12 protein-coding genes and 1 pseudogene are annotated in these 11,001 nt (G+C 45.7%); 9 read left to right on the top strand and 4 right to left on the bottom strand.

Annotation, left to right across the window (positions count from 1 at the left end; genetic code table 11):
• Positions 1-96 precede the first annotated feature (96 nt).
• A complete protein-coding gene (gene mutY / locus ACWJJ4_RS16880) occupies positions 97-1,191 on the top strand; it encodes an A/G-specific adenine glycosylase (protein ID WP_070081526.1) in 1,095 nt (364 codons plus the stop codon).
• Positions 1,192-1,197: 6 nt separating this feature from the next.
• On the opposite strand, the gene ACWJJ4_RS16875 is transcribed toward mutY, so the two are convergent.
• Complete coding sequence (locus tag ACWJJ4_RS16875) at positions 1,198-1,422, bottom strand: hypothetical protein (protein WP_003155479.1); 225 nt, start codon at positions 1,420-1,422, stop codon at positions 1,198-1,200.
• Positions 1,423-1,503: 81 nt separating this feature from the next.
• Between ACWJJ4_RS16875 and fabL the strand changes: the two genes are divergently transcribed.
• From fabL to ACWJJ4_RS16850, 5 genes and pseudogenes are all read left to right on the top strand, one after another.
• On the top strand, positions 1,504-2,256 hold the full coding sequence (gene fabL / locus ACWJJ4_RS16870) for an enoyl-[acyl-carrier-protein] reductase FabL (protein WP_070081527.1): 753 nt from the start codon (positions 1,504-1,506) through the stop codon (positions 2,254-2,256).
• Positions 2,257-2,339: 83 nt separating this feature from the next.
• Positions 2,340-2,492: pseudogene (locus tag ACWJJ4_RS16865) on the top strand (gamma-type small acid-soluble spore protein); the annotation flags it as partial.
• Between the two features lie 160 nt (positions 2,493-2,652).
• The gene (locus ACWJJ4_RS16860) at positions 2,653-2,919 is read left to right on the top strand and encodes a YgaB family protein (protein WP_003155476.1); all 267 of its coding nucleotides are present in this window, start codon (positions 2,653-2,655) and stop codon (positions 2,917-2,919) included.
• Between the two features lie 135 nt (positions 2,920-3,054).
• The gene (ntdP, locus tag ACWJJ4_RS16855) at positions 3,055-3,585 is read left to right on the top strand and encodes a nucleoside tri-diphosphate phosphatase (RefSeq protein WP_003155475.1); all 531 of its coding nucleotides are present in this window, start codon (positions 3,055-3,057) and stop codon (positions 3,583-3,585) included.
• An 82-nt stretch (positions 3,586-3,667) separates the two neighbouring features.
• Positions 3,668-5,410, top strand: coding sequence for an ABC transporter ATP-binding protein (locus ACWJJ4_RS16850; RefSeq protein ID WP_454021823.1), 1,743 nt, complete (start codon positions 3,668-3,670; stop codon positions 5,408-5,410).
• A gap of 79 nt (positions 5,411-5,489) precedes the next feature.
• On the opposite strand, the gene ACWJJ4_RS16845 is transcribed toward ACWJJ4_RS16850, so the two are convergent.
• Both ACWJJ4_RS16845 and ACWJJ4_RS16840 read right to left on the bottom strand, forming a co-directional pair.
• Complete coding sequence (locus tag ACWJJ4_RS16845) at positions 5,490-6,554, bottom strand: aromatic acid exporter family protein (protein ID WP_003155468.1); 1,065 nt, start codon at positions 6,552-6,554, stop codon at positions 5,490-5,492.
• Between the two features lie 210 nt (positions 6,555-6,764).
• A complete protein-coding gene (locus ACWJJ4_RS16840; protein WP_007408567.1) occupies positions 6,765-8,054 on the bottom strand; it encodes a glutamate-1-semialdehyde 2,1-aminomutase in 1,290 nt (429 codons plus the stop codon).
• A 157-nt stretch (positions 8,055-8,211) separates the two neighbouring features.
• On the opposite strand from ACWJJ4_RS16840, the gene bcp reads away from it, so the two are divergent.
• On the top strand, positions 8,212-8,685 hold the full coding sequence (bcp, locus tag ACWJJ4_RS16835) for a thioredoxin-dependent thiol peroxidase (RefSeq protein ID WP_146283699.1): 474 nt from the start codon (positions 8,212-8,214) through the stop codon (positions 8,683-8,685).
• 124 nt (positions 8,686-8,809) lie between these two features.
• Positions 8,810-9,247: a peroxide-responsive transcriptional repressor PerR gene (gene perR / locus ACWJJ4_RS16830; RefSeq protein ID WP_003155465.1), complete on the top strand. Its 438-nt coding sequence runs from the start codon at positions 8,810-8,812 to the stop codon at positions 9,245-9,247.
• A 34-nt stretch (positions 9,248-9,281) separates the two neighbouring features.
• Here the strand turns inward: perR and ACWJJ4_RS16825 are convergent, their stop codons facing one another.
• Positions 9,282-9,635, bottom strand: a complete 354-nt coding sequence (locus ACWJJ4_RS16825; protein ID WP_007408568.1) for a YgzB family protein — start codon at positions 9,633-9,635, stop codon at positions 9,282-9,284.
• Between the two features lie 202 nt (positions 9,636-9,837).
• Between ACWJJ4_RS16825 and ACWJJ4_RS16820 the strand changes: the two genes are divergently transcribed.
• The gene (locus ACWJJ4_RS16820) at positions 9,838-10,722 is read left to right on the top strand and encodes a nucleotidyltransferase-like protein (RefSeq protein ID WP_454021822.1); all 885 of its coding nucleotides are present in this window, start codon (positions 9,838-9,840) and stop codon (positions 10,720-10,722) included.
• Positions 10,723-11,001 lie beyond the last annotated feature (279 nt).

Below are 11,001 nucleotides of genomic sequence, written 5' to 3'. Positions count from 1 at the left end.
CACTATTTAATGTAACATATTATCGTAACGTGCCCTTAGTTTACACCAAAATACAGTGTCAAGAAAAGCGGAACCCGAAACATCTGAGGAGAAGATATGAACGCACTTGAAGAAAAAATGAAACAAAAAGATATAGACAAATTTCGCGAGGACTTAATTACATGGTTCGAAAGAGAACAGAGAATTCTGCCGTGGAGAGAAAATCAGGACCCGTATCGGGTGTGGGTGTCAGAGGTGATGCTGCAGCAGACGCGCGTAGATACCGTTATTCCTTATTTCTTGCGGTTTGTTGAGCAATTTCCGACCGTTTCGGCGCTCGCTGAAGCCGATGAGGAAAAAGTGCTCAAAGCCTGGGAAGGGCTAGGTTATTACTCCCGTGTAAGAAATCTGCAAAGTGCCGTAAAAGAAGTGCATGAGCGGTACGGGGGAGTCGTCCCTGCCGGGGAAAAGGAATTTGGCGGACTGAAAGGCGTCGGCCCTTATACAAAAGGCGCCGTGCTCAGCATCGCATACAACAAACCGATTCCCGCCGTAGACGGCAATGTGATGCGTGTCATGTCGAGAATTCTTTCCATATGGGACGATATCGCAAAACCTAAAACCAGAACCATTTTCGAACAGGCGGTATCCGCTTTCATTTCTCATGAAAAACCATCTGAATTCAATCAGGGTTTAATGGAGCTCGGCGCGATCATCTGCACCCCGAAATCGCCGTCATGCCTGCTTTGCCCCGTACAAAAGCACTGTTCGGCATTTGCGGAAGGGACAGAGCGGGAGCTGCCCGTTAAAAGCAAAAAGAAAAAGCCCGGAATAAAAACAATGGCAGCCGTTGTGCTGACAGACGATCAAGGCGATGTCTATATTCATAAACGGCCGCCAAAAGGCTTGCTCGCCAACTTGTGGGAGTTTCCGAATACCGAAACCCAGAAAGGAATCAAAACCGAAAGAGAGCAGCTTGAAGCCTATTTAGAAAAAGAGATGGGAATAACCGCTGAAATCGGGGAGCTGGAAGGCATCGTAGAACATGTTTTCACCCATCTCGTCTGGAATATTTCGGTCTTTTTCGGTAAAGTAAAACAAGTGTCGGATACAACGGAATTCATACGGGTCACAAAAGAGGAGCTCAAGGAATACGCATTTCCCGTTTCCCATCAAAAGATATGGAAAATGGCGGAAGAAAGCGGCCGCTAAAGAGCGTCAGTCATAGCTGACGCGAGTGCCGTGGCCGTAATCCGCTTCATTCCGTTTCAGTCCGCCGCGGGCTTCGATTTCCTGAATCAGTTCCCGGTATTTGGACTGGCCTTCTTCGTTTAAATACGGCATAATTTGCTGGAAGGCATGATGGAAATAGGCGAGCTCTGAATCTCTCCAATCTTGTTTGGGCATCATGGCCAATTCGCCCATATCACGTCCGACATACATATAAAAGACCCCTTTCAACACATATTGCTTTTATTGTTTGTTGAATGAAAAGAACTATACACAGCAAGGAGCTGAGGAAAAATGGAACAAAATAAATGCGCACTGATCACGGGAAGCAGCCGAGGCGTCGGGAAAGCAGCCGCCATCAGACTCGCGGAAAAAGGATACAATATCGTCATCAATTACGCCCGCAGTAAAAAAGCGGCATTAGAAACCGCCGAAGAAATTGAAAAACTCGGCGTTAAAACGCTCGTCATTAAAGCTAATGTCGGCCAGCCGGCAAAAATCAAAGACATGTTTCACCAGATTGACGAAACATTCGGCAGACTGGACGTGTTCGTCAATAATGCGGCTTCAGGCGTGCTGAGACCGGTTATGGAACTCGAAGAAACACACTGGGACTGGACGATGAATATCAACGCGAAAGCATTGCTTTTCTGCGCCCAGGAAGCGGCAAAGATGATGGAGAAAAACGGAGGCGGCCACATCGTCAGCATCAGCTCGCTCGGCAGCATCCGCTATCTTGAAAACTATACGACGGTCGGTGTCTCAAAAGCCGCTTTAGAATCGTTAACCCGTTATCTGGCGGTTGAGCTTTCTCCGAAAAACATCATCGTAAACGCGGTGTCAGGCGGAGCGATTGATACGGACGCGCTGAAGCATTTCCCTAACAGAGATGAACTGCTGGAAGATGCCCGCCAAAATACGCCGGCCGGCAGAATGGTCGAGATCAAAGATATGATCGACACGGTGGAGTTTTTAGTTTCTTCAAAAGCGGACATGATCCGCGGCCAGACCATCATTATTGACGGCGGACGCTCTCTGCTCGTATAAGTTTTAAAAAAGATGAATAGCCTTATCGTCTCCTGCGCATTCTAAAGTGCGTGGAGGTGATAACAATGGCAAACTCAAAATACAGCAAAACAGACGTTCAGCAGGTGAAAAAACAAAACCAGCAATCAGCTTCCGGTCAGGGTCAATACGGCACTGAATTCGGCAGTGAAACTGATGCGCAGCAGGTTAGAAAGCAAAACCAATCTGCTGAACAAAACAAACAGCAAAACAGCTAATCACTGAAACGAAAAAGCACTTCATCTTCGGATGGAAGTGCTTTTTTCTGTTGCCAAAACGACAAAACTTGTGATTCCTCTACAGAATGAGTCAAAGGGTTTTCCGGCGTAAAATCGAAATGGTAAGGAGTATCAACCTAAAAGCCTAAGGAGGAACCCGATGTCAGAGTTTGAAAAGCTTGTAAGTGAACAGATGAAAATCATGGATCAGCTTCTCGAGCTGCAGTCAGAACTTGACCGCTGCCGGCAGGTGGAAGCGGAACTCATCAGTCTGGAAAGAGATGCAAAGCTGGACAATGTACAGGACGAAATTGCGACAAAGCGAAAAGACCTGGCCGGCATACAGGAGTTATTCCAAAGGCAGACAGAGCAAGTCATCCAGTCTTATCGCAGCACGGAAAAGCCGTCTTCCTATGTGCAGAAATGAATGTGCCATTCCGGAAGCGGAGTGGTTCTTTTATTTTCATTTTTTAATTCGTAACGTTATAATAGTGAAAAGACTTGTCGGAAAGCAATTGCGGCTGCATTGACTGCAGGGCTTTACAGAAAGTAGGGGAGAAATATGGGATATCCCAAGGAAGGAGAAACCATTCAAATTCACAGCTATAAGCATAACGGGCTGCTTCATCGAATTTGGAATGAAACGACGATTTTAAAAAGTACGGAATTGTGTATCATCGGAGCTAACGACCGGACAATGGTGACGGAATCCGACGGACGGACGTGGGTGACGAGAGAACCGGCGATCTGCTACTTTCATGCCCGTCAGTGGTTTAACGTCATCGGAATGCTGAGAGATGACGGGGTACACTATTATTGCAACATCAGCTCGCCGTTCGCTTATGACGGAGAGGCCATCAAATATATTGATTACGATTTGGATGTCAAGGTGTTTCCGGATATGACATATAACATTCTTGACGAGGATGAATACGATGACCACCGCAAATCAATGAATTACCCTAAAGAGATCGACAGCATTCTGAAGGAGTATCTGAATACGCTGCTGCACTGGATTCATCAGCGGAAAGGACCGTTTGCTCCGGAATTTGTTGATATGTGGTATGAACGGTATCTGCGCTATACAAAATAAAGAATACAATAAAAAACCTGTTGGGGTGTCAACAGGTTTTTCACATGGGCTCACACGCCTTAAAGAGAGAGGGGGATAAAGTGTGGGCGTAATCAGACGCTATATGCAATTTGTAAAACCTTATAAAAAACAAATTTTTATCACAGTGTTAATCGGCATTATAAAATTCTCCATCCCGCTGGCTCTCCCGCTTCTGTTAAAATACGTGGTCGATGACATTATTCAAGGGAGCGGAATGGCAAGCGCTAAAACATCATCGCTATTCACGATAATGGGCATCATGTTCGTGCTGTTTTTAATTCTGCGCCCCCCGGTAGAGTACTATCGGCAATACTTCGCGCAATGGACGGGCAGCCGGGTGCTCTACGATATCAGGGGGGTATTGTTTGATCATATTCAAAAATTGAGCCTGAGGTTTTATGCCAACACGAGAACGGGCGAAGTCATTTCCCGGGTGATAAATGATGTCGAACAGACAAAAGACTTTGTCATAACGGGACTGATGAATATCTGGCTTGATATGATGACGGTGCTGATCGTCATCTGTATTATGTTTACACTCGATGTGAAGCTGACATTGATATCTGTCATTTTGTTTCCGTTATACGGAATTTCAGTGAAATACTTTTACGGCCGTCTCCGAAAACTGACACGTGAGCGTTCTCAGGCACTCGCCCAAGTCCAGGGACATTTGCACGAAAGAGTTCAGGGGATGCCCGTTATCAGAAGTTTCGCCATTGAAGATTATGAACAAGCCAATTTTGATGAAAAAAACGGACATTTTCTGGACAAAGCGATCCGTCATACGAATTGGAACGCGAAAACGTTCGCGGTCGTGAACACCATTACGGATTTGGCGCCGCTGCTCGTTATCGCATTTGCGGGATATTTTGTCATAAACGGTCCGCTGACGGTAGGGACGATGGTTGCGTTCGTCGGCTATATTGACAGAATGTACAATCCGGTCAGAAGATTGATCAACTCATCGACCACGCTGACCCAGTCGATCGCTTCGATGGACCGCATATTTGAATTTATCGACGAGCCGTATGAACTGACTGATAAACCGAATGCAGTAAAAGCTGACGACATTAAGGGCGAAGTTGAATTCCGAAATGTCTCGTTCCGTTATGAGGAAGGAAAAGAAACGATTTTGCAGGACGTTTCCTTAAAGGTGACAAAAGGGGAAACCGTCGCGCTCGTCGGGATGAGCGGCGGCGGAAAATCGACGCTTGTCAGCCTCATACCGCGTTTTTATGATGTATCCGGCGGCAGCCTGCTGATTGACGGCACAGATATTCGCGATTATGAAGCGAGAAGCCTCCGCAATCAAGTCGGAATGGTGCTTCAGGATACGTTTCTGTTCAGTGAGACGATTCGTGAAAATATCGCCATCGGTAAACCGGGAGCGTCTCTGGATGAGGTGGTTGCGGCTGCGAAAGCGGCAAATGCCCATGAATTTATTATGAACTTCCCCGAAGGCTACGAAACCAAAGTCGGCGAACGGGGCGTCAAATTGTCAGGCGGGCAGAAGCAGCGGATTTCGATCGCCCGTGTATTCTTAAAAAATCCGCCGCTGCTGATTTTGGATGAAGCGACATCGGCTCTTGATCTTGAAAGTGAACACTACATTCAGGAAGCGATGGAAAAGCTTGCGAAAAACCGGACGACTTTTATCGTCGCCCACAGGCTGTCCACGATTACGCACTCGGATAAAATTGTCGTCATGGAAAACGGCGCCGTCGTCGAAACCGGCACGCACGAGGAATTAATGGCCCGAGGCGGCCAGTACAGACACTTATTTACGATTCAGAATTTGAACTGATACAAAAACGTATGCCGTCCGAATGGGTGGCATACGTTTTTTTGAATGCAAAAAAACCCGGTTTTACGGAAGCACCGGGTTACTCTTCGTCTGTTTCTAATTCGCTGTCTTTCGGGTGGTATGTCTGAAAACTCGTAATTAATGTATCGAGATGCTCCAGCTGCTCGCGGTATTCCGCAACCGCAGCCATAATGCTGAGCATATTGTAATCAAGCAGTTCATCCTCGCAGTTCTGCTGATTTTTCAAGAAAGACTTCGTCAAAAGCTGTTTATATCTTATGCTTTCTTCAGCATCGTCATCATGCGGTTTGATCTTGCCGACCGTCCGCATCAGAATCCTTTCGTGCCAATGAAGCAGATAATCAATTTCTTCTGTCAGCGTCTCCTGAAATTCCTCCGGCATATGATAAATTTCGTTTTCATAGCGGTGCAGCTTTTTCAGCGTATCAAGCGCCCGATTTGCCGTAATAATCGCCTGTCTGAATAAAACAAGCTTGCGCGACTTTACATACGTCGTTTTCTTAAAGTAGCTTCTCTCCTCTTTATAAAGAAGGTACGTATGATCAAGCTTCATCATCTTTTCCTTCAGCTTCTCAATATCCTCTTTCAATATCGAGTGTTCCGTGGACTGACGCATCGTCAGCCTGATCCATTTCATGATCTCATCGGTATATTCAACCGTATGATGAGTCAGCTTCGTTTCGTATTTCGGCGGAAGAAACACAAGGTTCACAATAAAAGAAGACAGCACGCCTAAAATAACGGTGCTTGTTCGTATCAGAGCGAACGTCAGGAAGCTGTTTCCCGGTGTTTCTAAAATCGCGATAACCGTCACGAGCGCAATCGAAATGGTGTGTTCAATTTTCAGTTTTAACATGATCGTGATGACAATCACTGCGGTCAATCCGATCATAATCGGACTCGGTCCGAAAATCAGTCCGAATACCGTAGCGATGACAGCGCCGATGATATTTGCCTGAACCTGATCAATAATGATAAGAAAAGACCTGTAAATAGAGGGCTGTATGGCAAATATAGCTGCAATCCCGGCAAAGATCGGCGACGGAAGTCCGATCCATGATGCTAAGTAGAGCGCGAGCGTAATCGCAATCCCTGTTTTAAAAATGCGGGCACCAAGTTTCATTGGTTTGTGCGTGCATTCCTTTCTCTAATAAATTATGTGCCGAACGAACGGCTGACACTTACATTTCCCTGTCGGCTGATTTGCTAAACAATAAAGTAATATACAGGGATCATACCAATTATTCAAGGGTCTTTTTTTGAAAAAACCATTATCTCACAAATCGGACAAAAAGAAAAAGCGGAAGCCCCGGGCTCCCGCTTGTTTCAGCAGTTATTTTTTCATATGTCTGAACGCATCTTCAACGGCTTGTAAAGTGGCGTCGATATCCTCTTCAGTATGTGCGGTTGTGATAAACCAAGCTTCATACTTCGATGGAGCGAGATTGATCCCGCGCTCAAGCATCAGCTTGAAGAACTTGGCGAATGCTTCTCCGTCCGTATTTTCCGCCTGCTCGTAATTGACGATCTTTTCATCAGTGAAGTAAACCGTGAGCGCGCCTTTTAAACGGTTGACGGTGATGGTAATGCCATGTGTCTCCGCATGGGCGAGAATGCCCTGCTCAAGTCTGGCGCCGAGCTCATCAAGCCGCTCGTAAACGCCTTCTTCCTTCAGCACTTCCAGGCAGGCGATGCCTGATAGGATAGATGCCGGGTTTCCGGCCATCGTGCCGGCTTGATATGCCGGGCCGAGCGGAGCAACCTGCTCCATGATCTCTTTTTTACCTCCGTAAGCGCCGATCGGCAAGCCGCCCCCGATAATTTTACCGAGCGCCGTTAAATCAGGCTTCACTTGAAGAAGATCCTGCGCGCCTCCGTACATAAAACGGAACGCCGTGATCACTTCATCATAAATGACGAGCGCGCCCGCTTTATGGGTCAACTCATTTACCTGTTCTAAAAATCCTTCTTCAGGTTCAACGATGCCGAAGTTGCCGACGATCGGCTCGACGAGAACCGCTGCAATTTCTGAACCCCATTTATCCAGCGCGGCTTTGTAGCTTTCAATGTCATTGAAAGGAACGGTAATCACCTCATTGGCGATGCTTTTCGGCACGCCGGCGGAATCAGGGGTGCCGAGCGTAGACGGGCCGGAACCCGCAGCGACAAGTACGAGATCAGAATGGCCGTGATAGCAGCCGGCGAATTTAATGATTTTTGTGCGGCCTGTATAAGCGCGTGCAACCCGGATCGTTGTCATCACCGCTTCAGTGCCTGAGTTTACGAATCGTACTTTATCAAGTGAAGGAATGGCCTCCTTCAGCATTTTGGCGAAAGTGACCTCATGTTTGGTCGGCGTCCCGTACAGCACGCCGTTTTCAGCCGCTGTTTTAATCGCTTCAGTAATATGCGGATGGGCATGTCCGGTAATAATCGGGCCGTAAGCCGCTAAATAATCGATATACTGATTCCCGTCTACATCCCAGAAATAAGCGCCGTTCGCTTTTTCCATCGCAACGGGTGAACCGCCGCCTACCGCTTTATAGGATCTGGACGGGCTGTTCACACCCCCGACGATATGCTCTAACGCTTCCTTATGAAGTTCAACTGATTTTGTATACAAAAAATGACCCTCCTAATATCTCCTTACATCATGTTCTATTGTAGCATGCTTCATTGCGAGCACAACGGTTCATGCTTCCAGAAAAGAGCGGGGGGATAACGGTTGTAATCTTAACGTGAATTGGATACGCTTAATAAAAAACCCGGAGGTATAAGAAATGACGATTGAAATCGGACAAACAGCACCGGATATGAAATTAGTGAATGACAGCGGGGATGAAGTAGCACTGACGGATTTTAAAGGGAAGTACGTCGTTCTCTATTTTTATCCGAAAGACATGACACCCGGATGCACGACGGAAGCATGTGATTTCCGTGATCAGCACGAAAGTTTCGCGGGACTTGATGCGGTTATCATCGGAGTAAGCACTGACAGCCGTGATAAACATGAAAAATTTAAGCAAAAACACGATCTTCCTTTCCAGCTCCTCGTTGATGATGAGCACAAACTGGCGGAAGCTTTTGATGTGTGGAAGCTGAAGAAGAATTTTGGGAAAGAATATATGGGTATCGAGCGATCCACTTTTTTGTTAGACAAAGAAGGCCGTCTTGTGAAGGAGTGGAGAAAGGTAAAAGTGAAAGATCACGTTGCCGAGGCGCTTCGCGAATTGGAACAAATTGCGTCTAATTAATGGACAAATGCTGAACTCACGGGGTTTTCTTCAGATTACATTTGACAGGAGACCGGAAAAAGATGTACACTAATTATAAACATTATAAAGTAAGAATCTTTTTTAGAAGAGAGGTGCATGACGGATGGCTGCACATGAATTAAAAGAAGCCTTAGACACGTTGAAGGATACGGGAGTCCGGATTACTCCTCAACGTCATGCCATTCTGGAATATCTCGTGGATTCTATGGCACATCCGACAGCGGACGATATATATAAAGCCTTGGAAGGGAAATTCCCTAATATGAGTGTTGCGACAGTGTATAACAATTTGCGTGTATTCCGGGAAGCGGGGCTTGTAAAGGAACTGACGTACGGAGATGCGTCCAGCAGATTTGACTTTGTCACCTCTGACCATTATCACGCCATTTGTGAAAGCTGCGGAAAAATCGTGGACTTCCATTATCCCGGGCTTGACGAAGTGGAACAGCTTGCTGCTCACGTCACAGGGTTTAAGGTAAGCCACCACCGTTTGGAGATTTACGGCGTCTGCCAAGAATGTTCCAAAAAAGAAAACCACTAAACGAAGCTGACCGCTTTGATACGGTCAGCTTCGTTTATTTTACACTGTTTTTTCTGTTATAAGACTCATCGAACGCTTTGCCTTCCAATCCTTTATCCAATGTAAGCGGCTCTCTGCAATGCATGCACATATCCACTCTGCCCAGAATCTTCGTTTCTTTCTCGCAAGCGGGGCACATCACCCGGACCGCTTTTGTGGACAGCATGCCGATCCAAAAATAAACGGCGGTGCTGAGTCCGATCGACAGCAGGCCGAGAATCATAAACAAGCTGGCAAGCAAAACAGACTGCTTAAAGAACAGCCCGATGTACATAATGATAAACCCAACGAAAACCAAACTTAACGCAAACGTTCTGATCTTATTAATTTTGCTTGAGTATTTCGCCATGTCCATCCCCCTCTCGTTTAACTATAGCACAAAACAGATGGCATATTCTTCATGTTTTCGTAAGAAAAGGGAAGAATAAATATGGCACCTGAAAGGAAATTTGTTATAATAGTGCAATGTGTTTAGAAAAAAGGACTTTCATGTTTTATCATAGAAATGTAGAAACAATAGCTAGTGAAACAATCGCATTGGAGGAATCGTAATGGACAATCTTCTCCGTCCAATTTACCAAGAAAGAGCAAGTCATCCCGATACGCTGGCCGTCCTTATGATTGAGAGAAGGAGTAAAGCATCATCCATCACGGATAACTTTGATACGGTCATGCTTGTCATTGTCAAACAGGCTGATGAACCTCTTTTTATAAAGCATTATGAATTCGAACACAAAACCGCTTCTTTACATATTGTAACGGATGCTCTGCTTCAGGAATGGATTCTGCTTGGGACAAATAGAAGAGTCATAGATTGGATCATCAACGGTAAAGTGCTGTTTGACCGCAATGAATATATATCTGAACTCAATGACCGGCTCAGCACTTTTCCTTTCGCCGAGCGGAAATTAAAGATCGGAATGGAATACGGCAAGCTGATCAGAAGATTTGTAGAAGGAAAAGCGTTTTTTGAAGCTGATCATTTTCTGGATGCATATTATGCGGTAGTGCACGCTCTTCACCACTTGGCCCGCATAGAAGTGATCGACCGGGGGTTTTATCCCGAAACGACAGTCTGGAACCAGGTCCGTCACATTGAGCCGCAGGTATATAAGCTATATTCCGAACTTGTCGAGAGTCACGAAAGCTTGGAGAAAAGGCTCGAATTATTATTCTTAGCAAATGATTTTCTCATCCATTCAAAAGCTGAAATCGGTTCTGCGCACCTTTTTCAGGTGATGAAAGAAAAAGAAATGTGGCAGTTTGGAGAATTGCTTCAGCACCCTGAACTGGTGCACTTCACCCAAGATCTCGGTGTCATGCTTGATTACCTGACGGAAAAAGGCTTTGTTGAAGTATCTCAAATAGAGACCAAAGGGCAGGAAGTATATCATCGAGGATATTCTTTCAAAAAAAGTGTTGACGCTGAATCATAGGCATGGTATATTATTAAACGTCGCTGATGCGCTTCACCAAAAAGCTCACAGCGGCGGAGAAATAAAAACAAAAAACATTTGACAGCAAAACGCTGAAATGTTATACTGAAAAAGTCGCCTCGAGATGAGGTTGAGATGATCTTTGAAAACTAAACAAGACAAAACGTACCTGTTAATTCAAAGTTTTAAATAAATCGCACAGCGATGTGCGTAGTCAGTCAAACTAAGGTCTGCATGATGCAGATCACACAGACGTTACTGCAGGATGCAGTGAACTTA

Source organism: Bacillus sp. JK62, from assembly GCF_053663455.1.
The sequence above is the reverse complement of the archived record's forward strand: the minus strand, read 5'-3'. Positions and strand labels throughout refer to the sequence as shown.

Bases quoted from the DNA above. Each gene is read 5' to 3' on its own strand.
- mutY (WP_070081526.1), top strand. From the start codon at position 97: ATGAACGCACTTGAAGAAAAAATGAAACAAAAAGATATAGACAAATTT.
- ACWJJ4_RS16875 (WP_003155479.1), bottom strand. From the start codon at position 1,422: ATGTATGTCGGACGTGATATGGGCGAATTGGCCATGATGCCCAAACAA.
- fabL (WP_070081527.1), top strand. From the start codon at position 1,504: ATGGAACAAAATAAATGCGCACTGATCACGGGAAGCAGCCGAGGCGTC.
- ACWJJ4_RS16860 (WP_003155476.1), top strand. From the start codon at position 2,653: ATGTCAGAGTTTGAAAAGCTTGTAAGTGAACAGATGAAAATCATGGAT.
- ntdP (WP_003155475.1), top strand. From the start codon at position 3,055: ATGGGATATCCCAAGGAAGGAGAAACCATTCAAATTCACAGCTATAAG.
- ACWJJ4_RS16845 (WP_003155468.1), bottom strand. From the start codon at position 6,554: ATGAAACTTGGTGCCCGCATTTTTAAAACAGGGATTGCGATTACGCTC.
- bcp (WP_146283699.1), top strand. From the start codon at position 8,212: ATGACGATTGAAATCGGACAAACAGCACCGGATATGAAATTAGTGAAT.
- perR (WP_003155465.1), top strand. From the start codon at position 8,810: ATGGCTGCACATGAATTAAAAGAAGCCTTAGACACGTTGAAGGATACG.
- ACWJJ4_RS16825 (WP_007408568.1), bottom strand. From the start codon at position 9,635: ATGGCGAAATACTCAAGCAAAATTAATAAGATCAGAACGTTTGCGTTA.
- ACWJJ4_RS16820 (WP_454021822.1), top strand. From the start codon at position 9,838: ATGGACAATCTTCTCCGTCCAATTTACCAAGAAAGAGCAAGTCATCCC.